At 68.3% G+C, this 23513-nt stretch carries 22 protein-coding genes and 3 pseudogenes; 13 read left to right on the top strand and 12 right to left on the bottom strand.

Annotation, left to right across the window (positions count from 1 at the left end):
- Window positions 1-15: 15 nt before the first annotated feature.
- Window positions 16-201 carry a DUF397 domain-containing protein gene (locus tag ABZ562_RS22185; protein WP_361482304.1) on the bottom strand — a complete coding sequence of 62 codons (186 nt, stop codon included), beginning with the start codon at window positions 199-201 and terminating at the stop codon, window positions 16-18.
- Entirely contained in the window at window positions 198-1055 is an 858-nt protein-coding gene (locus tag ABZ562_RS22180; RefSeq protein ID WP_361482301.1) for a helix-turn-helix transcriptional regulator, read from the bottom strand. Before ABZ562_RS22180 ends, ABZ562_RS22185 begins: the two co-directional genes overlap by 4 nt.
- Window positions 1056-1221: 166 nt before the next feature.
- Between ABZ562_RS22180 and ABZ562_RS22175 the strand changes: the two genes are divergently transcribed.
- Window positions 1222-1668, top strand: a complete 447-nt coding sequence (locus tag ABZ562_RS22175) for an ATP-binding protein (RefSeq protein ID WP_361482298.1) — start codon at window positions 1222-1224, stop codon at window positions 1666-1668.
- Here ABZ562_RS22175 and ABZ562_RS22170 read toward each other — a convergent pair.
- From ABZ562_RS22170 to ABZ562_RS22145, 6 genes and pseudogenes are all read right to left on the bottom strand, one after another.
- Window positions 1650-2642, bottom strand: coding sequence for a Rieske 2Fe-2S domain-containing protein (locus ABZ562_RS22170; RefSeq protein ID WP_361482295.1), 993 nt, complete (start codon window positions 2640-2642; stop codon window positions 1650-1652). The genes ABZ562_RS22175 and ABZ562_RS22170 overlap by 19 nt on opposite strands.
- Before the next feature lie 122 nt (window positions 2643-2764).
- On the bottom strand, window positions 2765-4060 hold the full coding sequence (locus tag ABZ562_RS22165; RefSeq protein ID WP_361482292.1) for a cytochrome P450: 1296 nt from the start codon (window positions 4058-4060) through the stop codon (window positions 2765-2767).
- 192 nt (window positions 4061-4252) lie between these two features.
- Window positions 4253-5027: pseudogene (locus ABZ562_RS22160) on the bottom strand (alpha/beta hydrolase).
- Window positions 5028-5383: 356 nt separating this feature from the next.
- The gene (locus ABZ562_RS22155) at window positions 5384-6049 is read right to left on the bottom strand and encodes an NAD(P)H-binding protein (RefSeq protein WP_361482289.1); all 666 of its coding nucleotides are present in this window, start codon (window positions 6047-6049) and stop codon (window positions 5384-5386) included.
- Between the two features lie 5 nt (window positions 6050-6054).
- Window positions 6055-6291, bottom strand: a complete 237-nt coding sequence (locus tag ABZ562_RS22150) for a hypothetical protein (RefSeq protein ID WP_361482286.1) — start codon at window positions 6289-6291, stop codon at window positions 6055-6057.
- Between the two features lie 152 nt (window positions 6292-6443).
- Window positions 6444-7157 (bottom strand): DsbA family oxidoreductase, encoded by a 714-nt coding sequence (locus ABZ562_RS22145; protein WP_361482283.1) that lies wholly within the window; start codon window positions 7155-7157, stop codon window positions 6444-6446.
- Window positions 7158-7275: 118 nt separating this feature from the next.
- On the opposite strand from ABZ562_RS22145, the gene ABZ562_RS22140 reads away from it, so the two are divergent.
- The 6 genes and pseudogenes from ABZ562_RS22140 to ABZ562_RS22115 all read left to right on the top strand — a co-directional run bounded on the left by ABZ562_RS22140 (window position 7276) and on the right by ABZ562_RS22115 (window position 10864).
- The gene (locus ABZ562_RS22140) at window positions 7276-7686 is read left to right on the top strand and encodes a helix-turn-helix domain-containing protein (RefSeq protein WP_360564559.1); all 411 of its coding nucleotides are present in this window, start codon (window positions 7276-7278) and stop codon (window positions 7684-7686) included.
- Between the two features lie 54 nt (window positions 7687-7740).
- Window positions 7741-7947, top strand: a pseudogene (locus ABZ562_RS22135) (tetrahydrofolate dehydrogenase/cyclohydrolase catalytic domain-containing protein); the annotation flags it as partial.
- A gap of 164 nt (window positions 7948-8111) precedes the next feature.
- Window positions 8112-9038: a helix-turn-helix transcriptional regulator gene (locus ABZ562_RS22130; RefSeq protein ID WP_361482280.1), complete on the top strand. Its 927-nt coding sequence runs from the start codon at window positions 8112-8114 to the stop codon at window positions 9036-9038.
- A 204-nt stretch (window positions 9039-9242) separates the two neighbouring features.
- Window positions 9243-9869 carry a DsbA family protein gene (locus tag ABZ562_RS22125; protein WP_361482277.1) on the top strand — a complete coding sequence of 209 codons (627 nt, stop codon included), beginning with the start codon at window positions 9243-9245 and terminating at the stop codon, window positions 9867-9869.
- Window positions 9870-9902: 33 nt separating this feature from the next.
- The gene (locus ABZ562_RS22120) at window positions 9903-10154 is read left to right on the top strand and encodes a hypothetical protein (RefSeq protein WP_361482274.1); all 252 of its coding nucleotides are present in this window, start codon (window positions 9903-9905) and stop codon (window positions 10152-10154) included.
- Between the two features lie 11 nt (window positions 10155-10165).
- Entirely contained in the window at window positions 10166-10864 is a 699-nt protein-coding gene (locus ABZ562_RS22115) for an alpha/beta hydrolase (protein WP_361482271.1), read from the top strand.
- Window positions 10865-11154: 290 nt separating this feature from the next.
- Here the strand turns inward: ABZ562_RS22115 and ABZ562_RS22110 are convergent.
- Window positions 11155-11262 (bottom strand): annotated as a pseudogene (locus tag ABZ562_RS22110) (amino acid decarboxylase); the annotation flags it as partial.
- A gap of 282 nt (window positions 11263-11544) precedes the next feature.
- Between ABZ562_RS22110 and ABZ562_RS22105 the strand changes: the two are divergent.
- The 5 genes from ABZ562_RS22105 (at window position 11545) to ABZ562_RS22085 (ending at window position 17896) form a co-directional block, all read left to right on the top strand.
- Entirely contained in the window at window positions 11545-12300 is a 756-nt protein-coding gene (locus ABZ562_RS22105; protein WP_361482268.1) for an alpha/beta fold hydrolase, read from the top strand.
- Window positions 12297-12440, top strand: coding sequence for a hypothetical protein (locus ABZ562_RS22100; RefSeq protein ID WP_361482265.1), 144 nt, complete (start codon window positions 12297-12299; stop codon window positions 12438-12440). Before ABZ562_RS22105 ends, ABZ562_RS22100 begins: the two co-directional genes overlap by 4 nt.
- Window positions 12441-12682: 242 nt before the next feature.
- Window positions 12683-15763, top strand: a complete 3081-nt coding sequence (locus tag ABZ562_RS22095; protein ID WP_361482262.1) for an FAD-linked oxidase C-terminal domain-containing protein — start codon at window positions 12683-12685, stop codon at window positions 15761-15763.
- 96 nt (window positions 15764-15859) lie between these two features.
- Window positions 15860-16249, top strand: a complete 390-nt coding sequence (locus ABZ562_RS22090) for a hypothetical protein (protein ID WP_361482259.1) — start codon at window positions 15860-15862, stop codon at window positions 16247-16249.
- Between the two features lie 60 nt (window positions 16250-16309).
- Window positions 16310-17896, top strand: coding sequence for a hypothetical protein (locus tag ABZ562_RS22085; RefSeq protein WP_361482256.1), 1587 nt, complete (start codon window positions 16310-16312; stop codon window positions 17894-17896).
- 318 nt (window positions 17897-18214) lie between these two features.
- Here ABZ562_RS22085 and ABZ562_RS22080 read toward each other — a convergent pair whose 3' ends face one another.
- Both ABZ562_RS22080 and ABZ562_RS22075 read right to left on the bottom strand, forming a co-directional pair.
- Entirely contained in the window at window positions 18215-18466 is a 252-nt protein-coding gene (locus ABZ562_RS22080; RefSeq protein WP_361482253.1) for a hypothetical protein, read from the bottom strand.
- 868 nt (window positions 18467-19334) lie between these two features.
- Window positions 19335-19586 carry a hypothetical protein gene (locus ABZ562_RS22075; protein WP_361482250.1) on the bottom strand — a complete coding sequence of 84 codons (252 nt, stop codon included), beginning with the start codon at window positions 19584-19586 and terminating at the stop codon, window positions 19335-19337.
- 751 nt (window positions 19587-20337) lie between these two features.
- Here ABZ562_RS22075 and ABZ562_RS22070 point away from each other — a divergent pair.
- Window positions 20338-21693 (top strand): tetratricopeptide repeat protein, encoded by a 1356-nt coding sequence (locus ABZ562_RS22070; RefSeq protein ID WP_361482247.1) that lies wholly within the window; start codon window positions 20338-20340, stop codon window positions 21691-21693.
- 66 nt (window positions 21694-21759) lie between these two features.
- Here the strand turns inward: ABZ562_RS22070 and ABZ562_RS22065 are convergent, their stop codons facing one another.
- Window positions 21760-23127: a DUF3987 domain-containing protein gene (locus tag ABZ562_RS22065; RefSeq protein WP_361482244.1), complete on the bottom strand. Its 1368-nt coding sequence runs from the start codon at window positions 23125-23127 to the stop codon at window positions 21760-21762.
- Window positions 23128-23513 lie beyond the last annotated feature (386 nt).

The following is a 23513-nucleotide window of genomic DNA, read 5'->3' as shown; positions in this document are numbered from 1 at the left end:
CCCCTCCGCGTTGGCTCAGCCGCCCGCGGCGAACCGCACGAAGCGCGCCCAGCCGTCGGGGGTGACGGCGAGGTGGGGACGGGTCGTGTCCTTGGAGTCCCGCACGTGAACGGCCTCCTCGGACACGGCTACCTCCACGCAGTCGTCGCCCTGGGCACTGCTGTAGCTGGACTTGAACCAGTCGAGTTCAGGCATGCTCATAAGGTTCCTCGCATCCGCTTCAGCAGGCCCGTGGAGTCCTTCGGGGAGAGGGCCTGCGAGCGCAGTCTCGCATAGCGCATCTGGATGTGGCACACCTCTTTCGGGTCGGCAATCAGGCGGCCGTTCTGCTGGCCCTCGGAATAGGCGAAGCGCCGTCCATCCGGGGTCTCCAACAGCCGCACAGCCCCCGCAACGCACGCGTGCTGTTCGGTGTTCGCAGGCATGATCTGAAGCGTCACGTTGCGCAGGGAGACGAGCTCAAGGATGTGGTCGAGCAGTTCGCGGGTCACCTCGACTCCGCCGAGGCGGCGCATGAAGACGGATTCCTCGACGACGAAGTCAAACGTGGTGTTCGGCCTCTCATAGAGCAGCCGCTGTCGTGCCATGCGAGCGGTGACCCTCGCCTCCAGCTCTTCGTCTGCCAGCGGCGGGATGTCCTCGTCGCAGAGGGCCCGCATGTACCCCTCGGGCTGCAACAACCCCGGAACCAACCGGCACTCATACGTGCACAGGCTCACCGCCTTCCGCTCAAGCCCCGCCCACCGGCGGAACCACGCCGCGAACCCCGGTTCGCCCCGCGACAGGAACCTGGCCGACCTCCGCAAGGCGCCCGTGTTGCCCAACACCTCCTCGGACCGCTCCACGAACGCCTCCTCCGGCATCCGCCGTCCCAGCTCCACCGACTCCACGGTGTGCTTCGAGAACCGGACCAGCTCCCCGAACTCGGCCCGGCTCAGACCCGCGTGTTCCCGCAGGGCCTGGAGTACGGCGCCGAACGTCCGCAGACTGTCCGAAGGGTCGGGCTCCCGTCCCCAGTCGCCATCTCCCGCCACACAGGCGTCATCAATCGTCATACGCGGCCACCTCCAGGTGCGTACGTTGTGCGAGGGCCCCCGCGCTCGACTCACTCAGGGTGACGGACCCGACACCGTACTGTCCACCGAAAGTGCCCGTACGCTGACCCTCCGTACGCCGCGCGTCGCTGGCGAGTCGCCGCGCGCACCCGCAACCGTTGTCCGCATGAACGCAAGCACACCCCAACTCCCCGCCACGACCCGCACCTTTGCCCAACGCTTGTCCTCCACGCGGCGTGGGGCCCGCCTCGCCCGGTTGCTCGCCGTGGGACAGCTCCGCAGCTGGCCGGTGTCACCCGCCGTCACCGAACGCGCCGAGCGCATCGTCGCCGAGCTGGCCGCCAACGCGGCGATCCACGGGCGCGTCCAGGGCCGGGACTTCCGGCTCGCCCTGACCCTGGACGAAGCCCACGGCACCCTCCGCGTCGAGGTGGCCGACACCCGTGGCGAGAAGCTGCCCGTCCTCGGTCCGGCCCCGGGGCCGGACAGCGAGTCAGGTCGCGGCCTGCTGCTGGTGGCCGCGCTCGCCGACCGCTGGGGCACACGGCCGCGCCACCCCGTGGGCAAGACCGTGTGGGCGGAACTCGACTCCCGTCAGGCGTCGGACGGATAGAACTGGGCGTACCAGCGGCGCAGCGCCCTGATGCCCTTCTCGTGCGGGAGCAGGACGGGGCGCGGCTGGTGGATCTTGTGATCCCAGATCCGGACCTCCTCGCGCACCTCGCCCAGGGCTTCCGCCCGGAAGACCAGCTTGAGCAGCGGTGCCAGGAACGGCAGTCGAGTCGGCTTGCGGATGTAGTACAGCATCCGCATCTCGCTCGTACGGTCGTCGATGGGGGTGGTGAGGGCGACGGCGGTGACCGAGAGGACGGGCCCGAGGACGCGCACCACCATGACGCCCGGTCCGTACATGGACACATCGAAGGTGTTGTTGATGTCCCGGCCGAGCACGCGCCGGTGGATCCGGCCGCGGACCTCCGCGAAGGGGCCGTCCGGCCGCAGGTCCTGGACCGGGGGTTCGCTCTGGCCGTGGATGAAGTGGAAGTGGGACTCGTCCACGATGTTCTCGCGCATCTCCTGGATGTGGATGCGCGCGCGGCACACGTCGTCGATCGGCGAGGCGAAGTCCCCGGCATGCGTCTCCGGGATGTCCGGCACCTCCCACGAGGGCGCGGTCGGGCCGTGGTAGACGAAGATCAGCCCGCTGTGCTCGCGGACCGGGAATCCGCCGATGGCCACCTTGGGGGTGCGGGCCGCGAACGGGGCGTGGGTGCACCGGCCGTCCGTCCCGAACCGCCACCCGTGGAACGGGCACTCCACGGTGCCCCCGACGACCTTCCCGCCGACGCCCAGATGCGCGCCGTAGTGCGGGCAGTGGGCGTCACGCACGCCCGCCTGACCGTCCGCTCCGCGGAAGGCGATGAGGGCACGCCCGAAGTAGTGCAGGCTGACGAGCCTGCCCGGCCGCAGCTCGCCGCTGCGGAGCACGGCGTACCAGCCGTAGGGAACGGGCGGCATCGGGTACGTGTCGGCTCGCGGATCGCGCGGCAGATCCGCGAGCTTGTCATGGCTACGACGTAAGGGCATGCGCCGATGCTAGTCAAACGGATCTCGCCCCCTGCGCGTCAGTCGGCGCTGGACCCCTCGGCCAGGACACGGATGGTGCGCAGGCCCATCGGCACGACCATGTGGGCCGAACTGGACTCCCGCTAGCCCGCGTTGAGGTGCGTGGGGGTGAAGGTGACGGGAAGGCTGGACGGGGCTCGGCACCACAGGGAGTCGACCCACTCGAGCTCCTCGGGCTCGACCGCCAGGGTCAGATCCGGAACCCGGTCGAGCAGCACCTCGATCGCCGTCTCCGCGATGGTCTTGGCCAGGTCGGGCGCGCCCGCCGGGCATCCGTAGTCGCCGCCGGTGAAGGACAGATACGCGTTGTTCCCGGCGAACCCCGCCGTGGTGTCGGCCCACAGCAGCGGGTCCGTGTTCGCGGCGGCGAGGCTGAGGACGAGGAGGTCACCGGCGCGGATGCGCTGGCCTCCGAGCATGGTGTCCCGAGTGGCGAAGCGCCCGATGATGTTCGGGACGGGGGACTCCGCCCACAGCACCTCGGTCATGGCCTCGCCGATACTCCTTCGGCCGCCCGCGAGGGTCACGGCGAACCGGGTGTCGGTGAGCATCAGCCGGACGGTGGTGCCGATCCAGTACGACGTGGCGGGAAAACCCGCGACCATCGCCACCATGATGTCTCCGACCAACTGCTCGTCGGTGAGGTCCGGGGAGTTCTGGATGAACCGCGAGGTGACGTCCAGGCCCGGCGCATCACGCTTGGCCGTCACCAGCCGCGCCACTATCCCGGCGGCCCGCTGCTGGGCCGGGATGGGGTCCTCGTTGGAGTCAAGGCTTGCCGTCAGGGCCCGCGCCAGGTCGTCGAGCTGGTCCTCGGGCACGCCGAACATCATGCCGATGGCGAGGGCGGGCACCGAGTAGACGTAGTCGAACACCAGGTCCGCCTTGCCGCTGCCGGCGAACTGGTCGATCAGACTGTCGGCGAAGCGCTCGCAGTGCGCACGCAACTCGAAGTGATCGATGATGGAGAGAGCTTCGCTGACGGCCGCCGAGCGCCGCCGGTGCTCGTCCCCCTCCGTGAAATGGAGCATGGGGCTGTAGGCCACCCAGGGCATGAGGGGCCAGTCGGACGGAACCTCGTCCCAGCGGTTCCAGCGGCGGGGGTCACGGCCGTAGGTCTGGGTGTCACCGAGGATCTGCCGCGTCTCGCGGTAGCCGAGGACGAGCCAGGCGGGGATGTCGGCCTCGAGCAGAACCGGGGCGACCTGCCCGTGGTCGTGCCTCATCCGCTGGTAGCTCTCGGTCGGATTGCGCAGAAATCGCGGCCCGTACAACGGTGAAGGGCCGCCGCGGGCGGGGCAGCCGGGAGGCGGCGGCGCCACCGAGCCGGTACCGCCGGGCGCGTCCTGAGGGTCCTGCGGGTCCTGGGGATTCGTCACGAGGTCTTCCTTGGAGCGGTGGACCAGCACGGCCACTGGTACGGCGAGGCGCACAGGCTAACCGTGGGACCCGGCCGAACCAACCGTCAGGGCGTCATCGGCTCACTCAGGGGCCGCGCAATGAGGTGTGCTCATGGGCGACGGTTCGGGCGTTCGTTCCACCGGTGGGTCGTCCGTGCCTGGCGGATCAGGCTACGCACGGTGATAACGGTGCCAGCTAGGGGGTGTCGACGCTGGTGTGAAGGCCGTGATGGCGTCGACGAGGTCGGCCGGAGCTTCCAGCGGGATCAGGTGACCGGTGGTCGGTATCACCGTGAACTCGGCCTGGGAGAGGTAGGGCACAAGGTTGTCGCGGAGCACGTCGACGGGCTCGACCTGGTCGTTCTCTCCGGCGACGACGAGGGTGGGAACGCTGACCATGCGGGTGTGCTCGGTGATGTCCTCCGCGATACCGCGTAGCGGCCACTCGGTGCGGCCGGCGTCGACGCCGGCTCGCGAATCGGTCGCGACCTGTGCCTTGATCGACGCGGGCAGCTCGGTCGCGGTGAGGATGTGGTCCCGTGCCCCGGCTACGGACTCGTCGGAGTCGTAGGCGTGGGAAAGGGCTTCCTGGTACTCGGGAGTGATCTGTGCGGCGGGCTTCGCCGGGCCGGAGCCGACGAGGACGATGCCGCGCAGGCCGGCGGGCCGGGTTGCCGCGACCAGTTGCGCGACCTTGCCCCCCCATCGAATGCCCGACGAGGACGTGGTCGGTGACGCCCGCGTCGGCGAGTACGGCGAGCGTGTCGTCGGCGAGCTGACCGAGCGTGTAGGGGCCGGACAGACCGCTCGACCGGCTCCACCCTCGGAAGTCGATCGTGAGCACGTCGCGGCCCGGGAGGCGGTCGACGACGAGGTCCCACGTGCGGGCGGAACCACCCCAGTAGTGGGTGCCCCGGGCACGTAGGCGGGCCCGGTCGCCATCCACGTGGAGGCGCCGTCCTTCTCGGGGTGGGCGTAGGCCCTGCCGTAACTGACCTCGATCGGGCGATTGGCGACGAGCAGGGTCGTCGCCAGCAGGAAGTCCCCTGACCCGACCAGCTTCTGCACGTAGGTGATGGCCTGGCCCAGCTCCTCGTGCGTGATGCCGTGCCTGAGCGCCACGTCCCCGAACGCCTTCTGAAGATCGTCGAACACGACGCGCAGGCGCTTGTTGAACGCGATGTCGGTGCGGGGCGTGTCATGTGTTGTCACGTCACTCCATTCCGGCGTCGCCGTCGACGGACGGCGCGCTTGAGGTCGGAAAGCTGTGGCGCATGAGGTGGGTGTGGATCACGGGGCGGGTCATCCTCGTGTGTTCCAGACGAGGGGGGCCTTGCGGATCCAGGTGTCCTTCTCCAGCGTGTCGAGGAGGAAGCGGGCGAGATCGGCGCGGTTGATCCGCGTCCCCGGCTTCTCGGTGCCGGCCACGGCGGCGCGCGGAGGGCCGCTCATCGGCTTGTCGGTGAGGGCGACGGCACGGGCCAGGGTCCAGTCGATGCCGGACGAGGCGCGGACGACCCGGTCGACGCCGGTGTGGTCCTCGAAGCCTGCCTTGATGTTCGACAGCTTGATGAACGCCTTGACCAGCGGGTTGAGCCGGGCCCAGTCGTCACCCGCGCCCTGCGTAGACGTCAGCACGATGCGGGGTATGCCCTGTTCGCCCATGACGGTGAGCGTGCGGCGGGCGGCGTCGGTCATGAACATCGGCGGGCTGACCGGCTTGGCCCACGGGTTGTCGGAGGCGCGGGCGTTGGCCAGCACGCTGATCACCCCCTCGGTGCCTTCGGCGGCCCGGCGGATGTCTTCGATGTTCGCAGGGGTGCCCTGAATCAGCTCGACACCGGCCGGTGCCTGCACCTTGTCGGGGTTGCGGACGAGGGCGCGGACGTGGTGGCCGCGCTGGGCCGCGTACTCCAGCACGTGGGCGCCGGTGCGACCGTTGCCGCCGAGGACCAGGAGGTTACTCATGGTGATCAAACGCCTTTCGGGCAGTTCAGGGGTGGATCAAGCGGCCGGCCGGCCAGGGCAGAACCCAGGCGGCGGGCCTCGTCGTGCGCCTTGGTCATGGACGCCTCGTGCATCGAAAGCAGCGGAGCCATCATCGGCACGTACGGGGCCATGGTCAGTTCGGGCAGGACCGTCGTCAGGTCGAGGCCGAGGTTGGTCGGGTGGCCCAGGGCGGTTTCCAGCGCCGGCACCAGGTGGTCCATGCCGTGCTTGGGGGGCGCCGGGGAATTCCTCGATCAGCTCGTCCTGGACCGCCAGGGCCTTCGCCTGCTCGGGGGTGCTCGGCACAGGTAGGACATGCAGAATTCAGCCTTTCAAATCGATCAAGGGTGGGTCGGGGAGCGACCGGTGGAGATCAGCTGCGGGCCGGTACGGCGCAGCTGTCGGGGCCGCAGACCGGAGCGTCGCCGTCGGTGCCGAGGGTGAGCGGGTGCGACTCGTTCCAGGCCGTGCGCAGCACGTCGAGAAGGCCGTCGCTGTCCTGGGCCCCGGGGATGCCGTACGTGCCGTCGACGACGATGAAGGGCGCGCCGGTGGCGCCCAGGCGCTGGGCGCGGGCGGCATCGTCGCGGACCTGCCGCTGGTAGCGGTGCTCGGTGAGCGCCCGGCGGGTGCCCTCGCGGTCCAGCGCGATCTCCTGGCCCAGGTCGAGCAGGTCGTCCATGCTGAAGACGGGGCGGGCCTGGCCGAAGTAGGCGCGGAAGATCGCGTCCCAGGCTTCGCGGTTCTTGCCCTCGGCCGAGGCGTGGGCGAGGAACTCGTGCGCCAGGTCGGTGTTGCCGACCAGGTTGTCCAGCACCCTGTAGGGGCGGAGTCCCTCGGCCTCGGCCAGCGCCTCGATCCGACGCGTGGACGCCTCGGCCTGGGAGCCGCCCATGCCGTGCCGGCGCAGCAGCGCGTCACGGACGCTGAACGTCCCATCCACGGGGAAGGAGCTGCTCAGCGGGAACGAGTGGTGGACGACCTCCACCTCATTGCCGTGCTCGAACCGCTCCACAGCCCGGTCCAGACGGTGGCTGCCCAGTCCGCACCAGGGGCAGGTGACCTCGGCCCAGACCTCGATCTTCATGACGCGCCTCCCATGCCTGCGCTTGACTCCTACGTTTTGTTCGTAGCGCCATGATGGGCCAGTATGGAAGTCGATACAAAAGGCACATTGCTGTTCGTGCCGGAGAGGAATGTGCGTCATGGAGGTCACCGGCAGTTCGGGCGGCGCGGCGGCGGTGGGGCCCTGTGCCCGCATCCCCGCCGAGCACATGGAGTTCATCCGGCAGGTCCTCGACCGCGTCGGCGACAAGTGGAGCCTGCTGCTCATCGCGGTGGTGGAGGCCGGCCCGCTGCGCTACACCGACCTGCAGCGCCAGGTCCCCGGAATCTCCCAGCGGATGCTCACCCTCACGCTCCGCCAGCTCCACGAGGACGGTCTGATCACCCGCACCGCATACGCGGAGGTTCCACCGCGCGTCGAGTACTCCCTCACCCCGTTGGGGCGCGGCCTCCACGAGATCGTGACATCCCTGATCGGCTGGGCCGCCGACCACCATGACGAGATCCGCGAGCACCGGGCCCGCGCTGCGGCACCAGCAGCCCGGTCCTGACCGCAGGATCAGCGATCGGCTGTCGGCGCCGGGTGCGGCGCGGATGCCCGACGCATCGTCGAGGAGACATCAGGCAAGGCGGCAGAGCTTGCGCGGCGTGTCGGTGTGACGCCTTGCCTGGCAACGGTGCTGGTGGGTGAAGATCCGGCTTCGGTGAGGTACGTACGGATGAAGCGGGCGCGTTGCGCGAAGGCGGGCATCGCGTCTCGGCTTGTCAGCCTGCCGGCCACCACTACAACGGCTGAGCTGGTGGAGACCCTCCCGTGGTGTCGAGGACCGTGACCGTGCCGAACATCGGAAGTTCCCCTTGTGGTGGAGGCGGCCTGCCGCTGCCTCGATGTCCTCAAGTCTCACGGCAAAGCCGCAGGTGGGCGAGATACGCTGGAGATCCGGCATGGTGAATCGAGGACATCCGGGAGAGCGTGATGGCCCCAGCAGAGCTCGGCGAGGCCGACCCTTCCCAGAGCGACGCCATCGTTCGCCTTGACTTCAATCCGCCCGTGGAGCGGGTCCCCGGTTTCGAGATCATCGACCTGGCCACGCTGCATCGTCGGCGGGCCCGGAGGGACCCCGACGGGGTGCACCGGGTCGATTTCCACACCCTCTCGCTGATCACGGAGGGCAGCGGAGAACACGCGGTCGACTTCGTGACCTATCCCTGCCGCCCAGGGACGCTGGTCTGGGTGCGCCCGGGGCAGGTGCAGCGCTACGTTCGGCCGGGCACGACCAACGGCACGCACGTGTTGTTCACCCCCTCCTTCCTGCCCCGCTTGGACAGCGTCGACCGACTGGTCGACGAGTGGTACGGCCCCGTGTGCCGGCAGCTCGGCACGAGTGCCGACTACGCCGTACTGGCAGCACTCATGGGCCAGATGCGGGCGGAGTACGACCGTCCCGACGAGGCGGTGTCACCGGATATGCTCCGGCACCTCCTCGCCGCTGCCCTGGCGCACATCGATCGGCTGCCGTACCACGGCGAGCAGGATGACCCGCGCGCCGGCGGGGAGGTCTACGCACGCTTCCGCGCCGAGCTGGAACGCTCCTACGCCACCACTCGCCGTGCCGCCGGTTACGCCGAACGTCTCGGCTACACGGTGAAGACCCTGACCCGTGCGTGTATGGCCGCGACCGGGCAGCCCGTCAAGCACGTCATCGACGGCCGGGTCGCCCTGGAGGCCCAGCGGCTGCTCGCGCACACCGACGAGCCAGTGGCGGCCATCGCCCGTCGGTTGGGCTTCCCGGAATCCACCAACTTCGGCAAGTTCTTCACCCGCCACACCGGCACGACCCCCGGTGCCTTCCGTGGGTCGCTCCGTCCGACCCCGCCGCCTGGTTCCCCGGATGGCCGGTGAGGCGCGGGGCCGGTGAAGTGCGGGGTATCGACGGTTCCTGTCCTCGATTGACCATGGCCGGTCTCCCTTCTACCTTGCGGGCGGAAATCCGAGGCACAAGGGTGGAAGCTGTTCAGAAAGGCGCCGTGAGCGACCGTGTCCACAACATGGGTGAGGGCTCCGGCCAGCGGGCCGCTGCGGCCATCACGCCTGTTGAGGTTTCCGGTGAAACTTGTCTATGTCTTCGACGCCTATTGCGGCTGGTCGCACGGGTTCTCCGGCACGCTGCGCGAAATCGCCTTCCGGCATCCCGAACTGCCGGTCGAGGTCGTATCCGGCGGCCTGTTCACCGGATCGCGCCGCGTACCGATCCGCGAGTTCGGTTACGTCGAGGGCGCGAATGCCAAGATCACCGAGCTGACCGGCGCCGAGTTCGGCCCGGCGTACGCGCGGCTGATCGCCGACGGCTCGTTCGTGATGGACTCCGAGGCCGCCGCGCGTGGAGTGGTCGCTCTGCGCCGGGCCGCTCCCGACCGTGCGCTGGAACTGGCCACCGCGCTGCAGCGCGCCTTCTACGCCGATGGTCTCAGCCTCTCTGACGCTGCGACCTATCGGACGGTCGCCGCGGAGGCCGGGCTGGACGCCGATGCCGTGGTCGCCGCCTTCGAAGGAGCCGAGGCACCAGCAGCGGCGGAGGCCGACTTCCACCAGGCCGCCGATCTCGGCGTCAACGCCTTCCCCACCCTCCTCGCCGTCGACGGCCACACGAAAACGGTCCTGGCCCGCGGTCACGCCACCCCCGACGACGTGGAACGCCGCCTTGCGGTCCACGTCGCCTCCCGCACCTCCTGACCCTCGTCTCATCCCCGAACCCTCGAGGCCGTCATGATCACGCTGTCCTTCAACGTCCTCGACCTGGACTTTCCAGCAGGCAGCAGGAACAAGACCGTCACGGGCGAGGGGGAACACCTGCCCGCCTTCGAGGAGGAGCTGGGCCGGGCGGCCGACGGGCCGTCCCTGACCGAGGCGCTGGTCAAGCGCTGCCCGGAGCGCGGCGGACTGATCGTCCGCTGTGAACAATTCGCGGACACCGAGCTCGTCCGCGATGCCATGACCGACCGACCTTCCCGAACGTGAGGACGCACCTGATGACTCCCACCGTCGTGTTCGTGCACGGAGCGATGCACACTCCGTGGATCTTCGACCCGCTGCGCGAGCGGCTCACCGCCCGCGGCATCGCCTCCCGCGCCGTGCAACTGCCCAGCAGCAACCCCGACAGCGCGGCCACCCAGGGGCTGACCGAGGACGTCGAGGTGGTCCGCGCCGCCGTCGCGGCAGCCGACGGACCAGTTGTGCTCGCCGCCCACTCCTACGGCGGTGTCCCCGCCACCTGGGCCGCCGCCGAAGCGGACCAGGTCACCGAACTCGTCTACATCGCCGCCTTCGCCCTGGAACCCGGCACCTCGATGATCGAGTGGATGGGCGGTGACTTCCCGCCCACCTGGCTCCACTCTCCCGACGGCCTGGCCGTCAAGGCGGGAGACGCGGAGGAGTCCATCTTCAGCGGGGTCGACCCGGTCGTGGCCGCCGAGGCCGTCAAGCGCCTCAACTGGCAAGGTATGCGCGCCTTCACCGAGAAACTGGCCGCCGCGCCGAGCGATCTTCCCGCGACGTACGTCGTCGCCACCGAGGACCCGGCCCTTCCGCCCGCCGTCCAGGAGCAGTGGGCTGCGCAAGCCGCCCACAGCCTGCGCGTCCCCTCAGGGCACTCACCGCATCTGTCCCACCCCGACGAGGTTGCGACCGTTCTCGCGGAAGCGGTCGCACGGGCTGCCACCGAAGGGTGACGCGGGCGGTCCGCACGGCTGGCTCGTGGTGCTCGGAATGCAGCGAGTCTTCGGTAGCCGATGAGACCTGCGGCGATGCCGGCGAACGCGAGGAAGTGCTCGGCCTTGCGCCAGCGGTTGGTGCCGGATGAGCTGTGGGCGCTGTTCCGGCGGGTGGTGCCGCCAACCGAGGTGAAGCGCTACCAAATCCGTCATGAAACGGCTCAACATCCCACAGGCACCGAAGGGAACGACGTCTTAGTCGGCGCTGGTTCCCTCGACCGGGACGCGGACGGTGCGCAGGCTGGGGTCGGGTCGGTGCCCCGGCCCTGCTTGTGCCCGGGCGGGGTGAAGGGGAGGAACCCCCGCTCGTGATACCGGGCCAGCGCCTCCAGAACGGGAGCCTCCGTGTGATCCATGCGCGACGAGTGCTCAGCCGCCCGGCGGGAAAACAACGGCGGCGGGCGGGTGGCGGTGGTCATGGAAGGAAACGTACAACAAACTTGTTAATCGACCAACAAGTAGGCCAGGATCACGGCGTCGACCGACTGCGACCGACTGTCGGCCGACCGGAGGCTTCTGATGATCGAGATTGACGAACGCGCCCTGGACAGAGACGGCGGCCGCGCGCTGGTTACCGAGGACGGGCCGGCGTTCGAACCGGTCCCGCAGCCGACCGTACCGCTGACCGGAGTGGCCTGATGACCATCGTCTTCGTGCACGGCAACCCCGAAACGGCGGCGGTCTGGGACCCGCTGCTCTCCGAACTGGAGCGCGTCGGTACCGCACGGGCCGGTGTGGTGTGCCTGTCCCCGCCCGGGTTCGGCGCACCCCTGCCGGCCGGGTTCGGCGCGACCGTCGGCGACTACCGCGACTGGCTGATCGGCGAGCTGACCCGCTTCCCGGACCCCGTTGACCTGGTGGGACACGACTGGGGTGGCGGGCATGTCCTGAACGCGGTGATGAGCCGCCCGGACCTTGTGCGCACCTGGGTCAGCGACACCGTCGGGGTCTTCGAACCCGACTACGTCTGGCATGAGCTGGCCCAGCGGTGGCAGACGCCGGGAGCCGGAGAAGCCGATGTGGCCGCACGCTTCGGCGCACCCGTCGGCGAACGGGTCGCGACACTCGTCGCGCGGGGAATGAACGAGGCGGTGGCCGAACAGGTCGCCCGGGGCCAGGACGAGGCGATGGGCCGGGCCGTGGTCGCGCTCTACACCTCGGCCGCGCAACCGGTGATGGCCGAGCTGGGCCGGGGCCTCGAACGCGCGTCGCAACGGCCGGGACTCGCGTTGCTCGCCACCGAGGACCACGCGGTGGGAACGCTCGAGCAGCGGCGCCGCGCCGCACGCCGGGCCGGTGCCGAGGTCGCGGCGCTCGACGGGCTCGGCCACTGGTGGATGACGCAGGACCCCGGCCGTGGCGCCCGCGTTCTCACCCGATTCTGGGAATCGTGACGAATCAGCGCGGCGTTCAGGGGCACCCGGCGCTGTGCCGTCGGCGGGTGCGACGCCGCCACCATCTCAACCGCGGGGAAGAGGGCCGCAAGGGCGCCGAGCTGGGCAAACACCTGCTGAAGAAGCGCATCGGCAGCTGAGCCGACGTGCGCCCGCAGCCCCGCGCGGCCCGAGGCCCCATCGGCCCGGGCCGCGCGGCCTGTCGTCAGGGCCTGTCGTCAGGATCTGTCGTCAGCGGGCTTCGTTCACCGGCCGGCGTGCTTGCCGTCCTCGTCGTCCTCGCCCTGGCTCCGCACGGATGGCCACGAGGTTTACCCACCCCGCCCGTGGGCTACCCCTTGCGAGTGCTGCGTGCCGCGCGACCGCTACCGAGGAGGGTGTCGTGGCTCAGGTATCGGTGAACGCCGACGAGCTGGAGCAGGCGCTGCGTGACGAGCTGGACGGCGAGGTCCGGTTCGACGCGGGCAGCCGGGGTGCGTACGCCACCGACGGGTCCAATTACCGCCAGGTGCCCATCGGCGTCGTCGTCCCCCGCAGCGTGGAGGACGGCGCGCGGGCCGTGGGGGTGTGCGCCCGCCTCGGCGCGCCCGTCCTGTCGCGGGGCGGGGGCACCAGCCTCGCCGGGCAGACCACGAACACCGCGGTGGTCATCGACTGGAGCAAGTACTGCGACGCCCTGGTCTCGGTCGACCCCGACGCGCGCACCTGTGTGGTGGAACCCGGGATCGTCCTGGACGAGCTGAACCGCCAACTCGCCGACCACCACCTGCAGTTCGGCCCCAAGCCGTCCACGCACAGCCACTGCGCCCTGGGCGGCATGATCGGCAACAACTCGTGCGGGGCCTCGGCCCAGGCGTACGGCAAGACCGTGGACAACGTGCGCCGCCTGGAAATCCTCACCTACGACGGCGTCCGCATGTGGGTCGGGCCCACGTCCCAGGCCGAACGGGCGCGGATCGCGGCGGAGGGCGGCCGCCGGGCCGAGATCTACGACGGGCTGGACCGCATCGCCACCGCATACCTCGCGGACATCCGGCGCGGCTACCCGAAGATCCCGCGCCGCGTCTCCGGCTACAACCTGGACTCGCTGCTGCCGGAGAACGGGTTCGACCTGGCCCGCGCCCTGGTGGGCAGCGAGGGCACGCTGGTCACGGTGGTGCGCGCGGAGGTGGACCTGGTGCCCGTACCGCGGTACCAGTCGCTGCTGGTGCTCGGCTACGACGACATCTGCGCCGCCGCCGACGATGTGCCCCGGCTGCTGGAACACTGCGCGCCCAGCGCGCTGGAGGCGCTGGACGGGCGGATGGCCCAGCTGATGCGCGAGGAGCACGCGTACCTCGAATCCCTCAACTCCCTTCCCGAGGGGGACAGCTGGCTGTTGGTGCAGTTCAGCGGGGACAGCGAGAAGGGCGTCGACGAGCAGGCGTACGCGCTGCTGCACGCGGTCGGGCGGGACGAGAAGGACACCACCGTGGCCTTCTCCGACAACCCCCAGCGCGAGGAGCGCATGCTCAGGGCCCGGGAGGCGGGCCTCGGCGTGACCGCGCGCCCGCCGGACGACCGCGAGACGTGGGAGGGCTGGGAGGACTCCGCCGTCCCGCCCGAGCGCCTGGGCGACTACCTCCGCGATCTGAAGGAGCTGTTCGGGGAGTTCGGCTACGACCACCCCTCCCTGTACGGGCACTTCGGGCAGGGCTGTGTGCACACCCGTATCCCCTTCGGGCTGAAGACCGCCGACGGCGTGACCGACTTCCGCCGCTTCCTGGAACGCGCCGCCGACCTGGTGACCTCCTACGGCGGCTCCCTCTCCGGCGAACACGGGGACGGGCAGGCCCGGGGCGAGCTGCTGACCCGCATGTTCGGCGAGCGCCTGGTGACCGCGTTCGGCGAGGTCAAGGCGCTGTTCGACCCGGACAACCGGATGAACCCCGGCAAGGTCACCGACCCGAACCCGGTCGACGGCCAGCTGCGACTGGGCCCGGGGTGGCGACCGTCCACCCCCGCCACCGAGTTCGGCTACCCCGACGACGAACACTCCTTCACCCGCGCCGTCATGCGCTGCGTCGGCATCGGCAACTGCCGTGGCCACCACGGCGGTGTGATGTGCCCGTCGTACCGGGCCACCCAGGAGGAGGAACACTCCACGCGCGGCCGGGCGCGGCTGCTGTTCGAAATGCTCGACGGCCACCCGGACTCCGCCATCACCGACGGCTGGCGCTCCACCGAGGTCCGCGACGCCCTCGACCTGTGCCTGGCGTGCAAGGGCTGCAAGTCGGACTGCCCGACCGGTGTCGACATGGCGACGTACAAGGCCGAATTCCTCGCCCACCACTACGCGGGCCGCCCGCGCCCCGCCGCGCACTACTCCATGGGCTGGCTCCCGCTGTGGGCCCGGCTGTCCCGTATCGCACCGCCCCTGGTCGACGCGGCGACCCAGGCGCCGGGCCTGGCCCGCCTCGGCAAACGGCTGGCCGGAGTGGACGGCGCCCGCCCGGCGCCCCTGTTCGCCCGGCAGTCCTTCCTCCAGTGGTGGCGCGCCCGCCCCGCCGGCCCCGACGGAGAGCCGGACCCGGCCGACCCACGCACCGTGGTGCTCTGGCCGGACACCTTCAGCACCTACTTCCACCCCTCGGTCGCCACCTCGGCCGTGCGCGTCCTGGAAGACGCGGGCTTCCGCGTCGCCGTACCGACCACCCCGGTCTGCTGCGGCCTGACCTGGATCTCCACCGGCCAGCTGGCCACCGCGAAGAAGGTGCTGCGCCGCACGCTCCGGACCCTGCGGCCCTACATCGAAGCGGGCACCCCCGTCATCGGCCTCGAACCCTCCTGCACCGCCGTGTTCCGCGCCGACGCCCCCGAACTGATGCCCGTCGACCAGGACATGCGGCGGCTGACCGCCCAGTTCCGCACCTTCGCCGAACACCTCGTCCACCACGCCCCCGACGGCTGGCAGCCGCCCGCCCTCACCCGGCAGGCCGTCATCCAGACCCACTGCCACCAGCACGCCGTCATGAAGGACGACCCCGACCGCGAGCTGATGCGCCGCGCCCATCTCGTCGCCGACGTCCTCGACGAGGGCTGCTGCGGCCTCGCCGGAAACTTCGGCTTCGAACGCGGCCACCACGAGATCTCCATGGCCATCGCCGAACAGGGCGTCCTGCCCGCCGTCCGCGCCGCCGCCCCCGGCAGCCTGCTCCTCGCGGACGGCTTCAGCTGCCGCACCCAGATCGAGCAGGGCGACACCGGCCGCCGGGCCCTCCACCTGGCCGAAGCCCTGGCCCTGGCCCTGGCCCTGGACGGCCCCCTCCCCACCGACCACCCCGAACGCCTGGCCGAACGCCCCACCCCGCCCTCCCCCACGGCTCGCTGGGCCACCGCCGCGGCCGCGGGAATCGCCGGGGCCGCCACGGCGGCCCTCACCGCGACCGCCGGACGGCGCCGCCTCAGCTCAAGGCGTTCCTGACAGCGGCCGGGCCTGCCGGATGCGATCAGTGGGTGACGGAGATAGCGTCAATTATGAGTAAGCCGATTGTTTTTTGAGGGCCGTGAGTCACACATCATGCGCCTGAACCTGGAGTGGCCGGAGGACCTGGAGCACGCCACGGCGCTTGCCTCCTGGCTGGGCCGCCCATCCGTCCACGAGGTCGTCGTGCTCGTTCCCTGGCTCGACGCCGACGAGCAGCGCCGGTCGGCCGCGTCGATCCGGCGGCTGTTCAACGACTGCGGCTGCCCTGCCGGGATGGCGGGCTTCGTGGTGACGGTGGGCGTGGTGCTGGGGCACCAGCTCGCCGTCGGGGGCTGGTCCTGGCCGTGGGTGGGGTTCGCCTTGCTCGCCGGTGTCGCGGGGGGCGCCGTCGGCAAGCTGCTGGGCCTGGCCTGGAGTCGCCACCGGCTGCGCTCCCTGTTGCTGCGCATCGGCCGGTCGAGGCCGACCGTCCGTGCGCCATGAACTCTAACGATCCCTTGCCCAGCCCGGCCGGCTGGTGTGTGAGACAAGGGAGGAACCACCATGGCCGTCGTCTGCAGCCAAGTGCAGGAATGGGTCGAGGAGAAAGTCTCGAAGCCCGTCGAGGTGTGGGAGTCGCACAACGAGAAGAAGTGCAAGGACTACCCGTGGTACGACCCGCGAGGCTGGGTCTGCTGGTTCGTCACCGTGTTGGTGAAGGTCGTCAGGGTCGTCCTGGTCACGGTGGGAAAGTTGGTGACACGGCTGGTCTGCAAGGTGGTCCAGGTCGCCGTTGATTCCGGCAGGGATCTCGCCAGCGGCGGCTGGGACATCTTCTGGGGGACGTTCACCGCGGACTTTCGCCGCGTCACGGATGGGTTCGTCCGTTTCGGCCTCGGGCTCACGCTGGGTGTCATGCGGTTCGGCCGCATCGCCCTCGGCGGCGAAATCGTCGCGTACTTCATCGACGAGGCCAACGACAATGCGATACGAGCCCACGTCCGTGGACTGCTGGAGCGGAAATACTCGGGCGAAACCCTCGACCAGATCAAGGCGGCCATCAACCTCGATCACGGGCCTTTCCGCCTCCAGCTGCACGGCACCGCGTACCGCACCGTCATCGACTCGCAGGCGTCCTCGGAAACCGACCCCAAGGTGCCCAACCTGATAGCGCTCCAGGAGTCGGGCCAAATTGATCTGGGCGAGCTGTGCGGCTTCACCTTCCCTCAGCCCTTCTTCTACCGCAAGCGCTACACGACCCAGAAAAAGGAGGATGTGATCGCCGGAGGCGGCGGCGGCGGGAAGTTCGAGAACCCGCTCACCGAGGACGAGCTGGAGGAATACATCACCTCTCGCGGTGAGCGCGGACCGGCCTTTCTGGTCTTCCCCATGAGCGAGGACGACCTGGACACCAAACTCACCACGGCGGCGGAGAAGGGGCGCGAGCTATGGCTGAAGTTCAGCTTCGACAAAGCCACCGTGCCGATAACCAAGCCGGAGCACATCGTCCAGCTCGGCGACGTCACCCTCACACGCCCCGACCACACCACGACAAAGGCACAAGACGAATTTCTCACCGAGGTGATCGGCCGCACACGCAAGAGCCTGATGCCCAATAACCCGGTCGCCGCACGGTTCGAACTCTGCCATCCCGTCGTCGTCGGCATCTTTCGGTACACGGCGTTCGACCTGCACGGCTTGACCAGTGTCTTCGGACCGAGGGTCTGCGAGCAGAACCCGTTGGATGACACCTCGGGCGTGACCTTCACCGACAACTTTCCCGACTCCATCTGGAAGTACGTGGTGGTCCACGAGCTCGGCCACTATGTCGGCCTCTGCCACACCGACGGCGTGGACCGGATCATGTTCTCGGCGAAGGAGAAGTCCCCGACCGCCCACGGTGCCATTTGGCGCACCCTGTTCTGGAGCCCCTATCGGAGCGGCGAGCCCGACTTCACCCTCGCCGAGGCCAAGCAGGCGTGGACGTACATCGTGGACAACTTCGCCCCCACCTGCCTGGGAGCCGCCGCCACGCCGCCTCCCCTGTTCCCTCCGGGTCCTCTTCCGCCGCCGCCGACCCCGCCGGCCCCGCCGCCTGCCCCGCCTGAGCCGCCGCCCTTCAAGCCGCCGGACGGGCCGGTGGTGAAGTAGCCGGCAGCGAAGGAGCCGGTAGCACGGTGAACGACGAATCCCCACGGTCGACCAGCGACCGTGGGGAACTGTGTGGTGTCCGAGGGGGGACTTGAACTCTCCACTCGGGCACCAGCTCATTAGTTAGCTGACCTGTGAAGATGTGCTCTTCGGCCCCCTTTGGAGCCTATGAGGGTTGGCTCCGCTCACCTGCTGTTTCTGCCCGTTCCTGGCCGCTGTTGGTCATGCGTTGGTCACGTGACCAACCCTGCCTGAACAACAGCAAGCCCCGCCCACCGCCCCGGGGGTGGATCAGATGGGGAGGGCAAGCAAGGGGGCTCAGTGCCCGCTGCTCAGTTCCTTACAGGCTTCGGCACTCGTGGGCCGGTCGGCGGGGTCCGGACTGAGCATGGCTTCGATGGGCTTGCCGAGCACCCCAGCCGGACGGTGCGGACCGTCCACGATGGCCCGCCGTTGGTCCTTGCGTACTGCCATCGTCTCGCGCTCTGTGGCCTGGACCCGTGCCAGCTCGTCTACTCCAAAGGTGCGGCCGAGTCTGACTGAAACGTCATCAAGTGTCGCCAGCAGCATGGGCACTCCTCGTTGTCGCAGGTAGACGGCGCGTAGTCACCCAAACGGGTGACGTTGGGAACCGGGGCGAGGTGAAGAGCGTTCTGAGTAGGCGAGGGAGCATTCGCTACCTTCGATGCCCCCTAGCTCGCGCTGGGGAGCGTGGTCCCGTTTCTTGATCATTGAGAGGTTGCCATGCGAGGCCCCTAATTCGCATAAAGCTGCGCATTGCGCCGGGGCGCAGAGAAGTGATCAGCGCTGACATGTGGGCGCATAAGTATCAGCCGCAAGCGAGTCAAAGTGCGAAGTCACGTGCCGCCTGGTAAGCCACACGTGACTTCCGAGCATTCACAGTGAGTAACAAGGAGTAATCAAATGATTTCCATCAAGCTTCGTACCGATTTGAGGAGAGACCATGCAGCAACCGTACGCAGACGACATTAGATGGAAGGCACTATCCAAGGTCTTCTTAATTACGCTGGCGTCTATTGCGGCGGCAGCAATCACCTTACTTGGCGCTAGGGTGACCCATCATCCATGGTGGGACTGCCTATGTATGGCAGCAGGGGTATTTACAGGCGCCGGACTATTCCTCAGTACGATGGTTACGCTTTACTACTTCGTGATTCAGGTTAAGACAAAAATTTAACGCCAAGTTATTGAGAAGTCGGGCCCCGAGGTGGACGCGCCTCGGGGCTTCTTCATGCGTCCGGTCAGCCAGCGGCCGACACATTGACGGCGGAGTTGCGCGCGGTGATTTCAGCCTCGACGCCCACTTGTTGGCCCGCCCCGGCCGCTAGCCCTTCCTGTTGCGAACGGTCGGGGCGGGGGCGTCCCCACCCAACAGACGGGAATCAACACCGTCCGGCGGGTGGATTCCTGGGATGCGTCAGGGCAACTCATCGCTGGAGTCGGGGTGCGGTCGCGCTTCCTCGGGGAACTGGACGTTCTTGGAGTCAGTCATCCATTCCTGTCCGCCCTTCTGGGGGCGGAGGAACGCGACGAGCGGTCCCGGCATCTGGTGGTCGAAAGCGAGTACATCGACGTGACAGACGTCTTGTAGTACGCCGATGCGTCCCGTCGCTGCGTCGTAGGCTTCCTGGCCACGCTTGGGGCCGTTGTGCGACGTCGGCTGCATCATGCAGGCAACCCCCATCGGACAGCCACACCAGGCTCTTCGTGGGACGGGTGTCGGCGACGCAACAGCTCATAGTCGGCCGCCGCCCGGTAGTTCCCTGCCTGCTTCGCTTCGTCGCGCAACGCCGTGTACTTCCGGCATCCCTTGCAGTCCTGGTCGGTCATGCTCGCTTCCCCCGTCCAAGGTGCTTGTCGATCTTCTCCTTCAGCTCCTCGGCACGCGCGTCCAAGTCCTTGGGAGCGGGGTGCTTGGGGGCCTGTTGCGTCTCCTGCGGCTGCGTGGGAGACGTGTCCGCGCTCACCGCGAGGCTCCCAGCGCTCGCTGCTGCCGCTGCTGCTCGTACCGGAGCACGTACAACGGCACGGGGTCGGTGTCCCATGCGATGGGGAAGCGCTCTGCGGTCGGGATTCGCGGGAGCTGAAGCGTGGGTGAGTCTTCGACACCGGTAGCCACGCAGGCCGGGACGGGTACGGCCACAGCGGCTGAGGCCGGTGTGGGCTTCGAGGCATCGACTGTCCGATGGCGCCCGGGAGCGGGGAATAACTTGCGTAGCCACCGCTCCATGGACCGGGCGATACGCTCTCTCATGTTGACGCTCCTCAATAGCGTTGACCATGCCCCCGGGCCGGTCGCACGGTCGCGGGGGTCTTTCTCGCTCTAGGCAACCGCTCCGCTACGCATCGCGGTACCGTGGCGTGAGCGGCAGAATTTAAGAGCTTTAAGCGCCAGCCTTTGCTGAGGAGTTGAGCGCAGCGTGAGCCAGCGGGAGCCCAACGAGGGCCTGGAGCGGCTGTACCGAGAGACCGGATGGACGCTGCGGCAGCTCGTCCAAGAGGTCAACCGCATCGGCACCGAACGTGGAACACCCCAGAAGTACCGGGAACCATCCGCTCATCAGTGGCTTCACGGGCACATGCCGAAAGAGGCTGCACGACCGTTGATCTTGGAAGCGCTCGCCCGGAAACTGGGCCGACCGATCACGCACGCTGAGGCAGGGTTCCCCCCGCCCGCCGACAAGTCGAACGCAGAGCCGGGTACCGTGGAGGCGTTGATCGACTTGGGGAGGCACGACATGGATCCCTCGCGTCGCAGCGTCCTTGGCGCGAGTCTCTTCTCTGTTGCGTTAACGGTGCCCAACTGGCCGGACGTTGTGGGCCGCATGGAAGCTGTCCAGTCCGGGCAGGTGCAGCGCATCGGAATGCCCGATGTCCAGACGGTCGTGGCTATGACCGAACGAATCTCAGACCTTGATGATCAGTTCGGTGGTCGACATGCGCGCCCCATGGCCGCAGCATTCCTCGTGAACACGGTGGCTCCGTATCTCCGGGCCGACGCTTCGGAAGCGGTCCGTAAAGCGATGATGTCCGCAGCGTCCGACCTGTGCTACCTAACGGGGTACATGGCGGTTGACGAAGGTATCCACGGTGCGGCGCAGCAGTATTACGTGAAAGCCCTAGAACTTGCCGGAGCCTCAGAAGATCACCTCACCTACTGCACCACCCTGCGGGGAATGAGCGTTCAAGCGGTTGATCTCGGGCACGGCCGAGAGGCTATGAAGCTAGCAAATTCCGCTGCCGCTGCTTCTCCTAACGCAGGGCCGAGGATGCGGGCCTTCCTTGCCGGGCAACAGGCGCACGCTGCGGCACAGCTCGGAGAGCGCGATAGCGCCCGTAGGTACCTCAAAGAGGCAGAGGTCGCCATGGAGAAGGCCGAATCTCGATCGAAAACGTTTGGCTCATATAATCCGTCATCGCTCACGTACCACATTGGCCAGGTGCGATACGAATTGGGTGACGTTCCCGGATCGATCGCGGCACTGGAGGAATCCGACAAGCTGCGGCACAGCTCATTTCGTCGGAACCGGATCCGCTATCTTTCCATGCTTGCCGAACGGCAACTAGAAGTTGGCCACCTCGAAGCCGCATGCTCCACATGGGCGAAAGTCGTGGATATCTACCCGCACGTACAATCAGGCCAATGCGACCGAAGCATTTCGATTATGCATTCCCGCATTCGCCCTCACCTCAAGAACCAGACGGCTCGGGAGCTTTACGAACGGGCGCGAGTAGTGACCCCCGCGTCTCTCATGCAAGTGCGCGAATCTCGCTAGCCCTTATCTAAGATGCGAAAAAGGTGCACCAGTCGACCATTCCGACTGGTGCACCTGATTTATTTATTAGAGTAGGTCGCGGAACGGGTTGCTCTGGGCCGGGGCGGGAGCGGCCGACCGCTTCACCGGCCGGGGCGGCGGGGCGTCAGCGACCAGTCGGAGGCGGGGCCGCTCGATCGGGACAACTGCGGGCGCGCCCGCGTCCCCGTTCTCCTCACGCTCCGTGCTGGCCGGCTGAGCCGCAGCGTGAGAAGAACTGTCATGGCGGAGTGTGAAAACGGTGGCCGGTCGGCCGACTCCGGAACGGTCTTGGGTGACGACGATTCCGGGCAGTGCCTTGACCTCTGCTGCGGTCGCTCCGACGTAGGGCAGGATCTGCGATGAAGTGGCGCGACCCCCATGCAGCTCGATGCGGGCCCGGACCTTGTCGGCAAGGCTAAGCGGCTGATGCTTCACCTTCGGGGCGTTGGCTCCCTTGGTGATGCGGACCGCGTCTTGGACGGATCGGCGCACGAGAGTGAAGGCGGCCGACAACGCCTCTTCCGTGATGGCCTCTGAGCACTCAGAAGCGGCGAGTGCAGCCGCGACCCTGAGTGTCTGTTCCGCCGTTCGTTCGATGAACACCGCTTGAGTCTCGGGCAGGGACTCCCCCAGGATGCGGGCGTACCGCCGGACGATGCGCCACAACGGCCGTGCGTCCTCCCTGAGTGTGATCACGCGAGGCCGGGCGGTAGCCCAGCCGTAGGCGTCAGCAAGTTCTCCGCCATCCATCTTGGGCAAGCTCAGCCGGTCGTCATCCAGCATCGGAACCGACCCGAGAAGGAACGGCAGGATGCGGTTATACGAGCCTCCGGCAGCATCGGACTCGCCTATGTACTTGGCCCAGTCAGACGGTGTGATGTGAGCGTGGAGCACCATGGCCGGATCGCGAACTTCTTGCGCCTCTTCCTTGGTGGTGTTGCGCAGCGTCGTACCGTCCCACGCCGCTCGGAGTTTCGTGGTGAACGACGGATCGCGCTTGACCCGCTTCAACACCTCCGTCCATTCCTCTTCCACCACCAGGGCGCGAACGTCGCGCCCCCGCTCAGTTTCGGTGGTCGCTTCCTGCTGATCCCAAAGGTAGGAAACGAGGCTTGCCCCGGAGGTGATCCCGGACGTGGTGTGTGTGGCAAGGAAGCGGCCCAAAGACCTGTCCAGGACGTGAAGAGCGGCCCGGAGCGCGGTTCCCTTCCCGCGCCCCGTTCCGGCCACCAGGGCCGACCACACAAGCACGGGACGGGCGTTGCCACGGGAGGACACCTTGACCGTGCCGCCGATAGCGGCTGACCACATCGACAGAGCAGCGACGTACACCCCCAATGCGTCAGCTTCGAGGAACGGGGCGATCTTGCGAACCGCGCGGCCAATCGGACCGTAGAGAACGGGAGCGCTCATGCTGCTTTCAGTTCCTCACGTGCTGGTTGATTGTGGGCCGGTCTGACGTGCCGCCAACGGCCGTCATCCTTGACCAGGGCATCAGGGTTGTTGCTGTTCGGGAGACAGAGAGGAACGGCGTCGCCACCATCGGACGGGACGACAGCCGCCCGCGTCCGGGACTCCTTACCCGAACCCACCTCCGCCGCGTACTTGGCCGCGTACACGGTGAAGGAGTCGGTGGTGACCACGCCCGTCCGGCGCCTGCCGTGAGGTGTCGTCCAGGACACCCAGCTTCCGGCGCTGTAGGCGCGTTTGCTTGGCTTGCTGCCCGCTCCGTAACCACGGGCGTTCTTCCACGCGCTCAGATCCTGGGGCCGGGGGTGCCGACCGGTCGGAACGGTCGG

Origin of the sequence: Streptomyces sp. NPDC019937, assembly GCF_040631655.1 — a bacterium.
In the GTDB taxonomy this organism is placed as follows: Bacteria; Actinomycetota; Actinomycetes; order Streptomycetales; family Streptomycetaceae; genus Streptomyces.
Note: the sequence above shows the minus strand (reverse complement) of the source record. Positions and strands in the feature narration are given on the sequence as shown.

Bases quoted from the DNA above. Each gene is read 5' to 3' on its own strand.
- ABZ562_RS22185 (WP_361482304.1), bottom strand. From the start codon at position 201: ATGAGCATGCCTGAACTCGACTGGTTCAAGTCCAGCTACAGCAGTGCC.
- ABZ562_RS22180 (WP_361482301.1), bottom strand. From the start codon at position 1,055: ATGACGATTGATGACGCCTGTGTGGCGGGAGATGGCGACTGGGGACGG.
- ABZ562_RS22175 (WP_361482298.1), top strand. From the start codon at position 1,222: ATGAACGCAAGCACACCCCAACTCCCCGCCACGACCCGCACCTTTGCC.
- ABZ562_RS22170 (WP_361482295.1), bottom strand. From the start codon at position 2,642: ATGCCCTTACGTCGTAGCCATGACAAGCTCGCGGATCTGCCGCGCGAT.
- ABZ562_RS22155 (WP_361482289.1), bottom strand. From the start codon at position 6,049: ATGAGTAACCTCCTGGTCCTCGGCGGCAACGGTCGCACCGGCGCCCAC.
- ABZ562_RS22150 (WP_361482286.1), bottom strand. From the start codon at position 6,291: ATGGACCACCTGGTGCCGGCGCTGGAAACCGCCCTGGGCCACCCGACC.
- ABZ562_RS22145 (WP_361482283.1), bottom strand. From the start codon at position 7,157: ATGAAGATCGAGGTCTGGGCCGAGGTCACCTGCCCCTGGTGCGGACTG.
- ABZ562_RS22140 (WP_360564559.1), top strand. From the start codon at position 7,276: ATGGAGGTCACCGGCAGTTCGGGCGGCGCGGCGGCGGTGGGGCCCTGT.
- ABZ562_RS22130 (WP_361482280.1), top strand. From the start codon at position 8,112: ATGGCCCCAGCAGAGCTCGGCGAGGCCGACCCTTCCCAGAGCGACGCC.
- ABZ562_RS22120 (WP_361482274.1), top strand. From the start codon at position 9,903: ATGATCACGCTGTCCTTCAACGTCCTCGACCTGGACTTTCCAGCAGGC.
- ABZ562_RS22115 (WP_361482271.1), top strand. From the start codon at position 10,166: ATGACTCCCACCGTCGTGTTCGTGCACGGAGCGATGCACACTCCGTGG.
- ABZ562_RS22105 (WP_361482268.1), top strand. From the start codon at position 11,545: ATGACCATCGTCTTCGTGCACGGCAACCCCGAAACGGCGGCGGTCTGG.
- ABZ562_RS22090 (WP_361482259.1), top strand. From the start codon at position 15,860: ATGCGCCTGAACCTGGAGTGGCCGGAGGACCTGGAGCACGCCACGGCG.
- ABZ562_RS22085 (WP_361482256.1), top strand. From the start codon at position 16,310: ATGGCCGTCGTCTGCAGCCAAGTGCAGGAATGGGTCGAGGAGAAAGTC.
- ABZ562_RS22080 (WP_361482253.1), bottom strand. From the start codon at position 18,466: ATGCTGCTGGCGACACTTGATGACGTTTCAGTCAGACTCGGCCGCACC.
- ABZ562_RS22075 (WP_361482250.1), bottom strand. From the start codon at position 19,586: ATGATGCAGCCGACGTCGCACAACGGCCCCAAGCGTGGCCAGGAAGCC.
- ABZ562_RS22065 (WP_361482244.1), bottom strand. From the start codon at position 23,127: ATGAGCGCTCCCGTTCTCTACGGTCCGATTGGCCGCGCGGTTCGCAAG.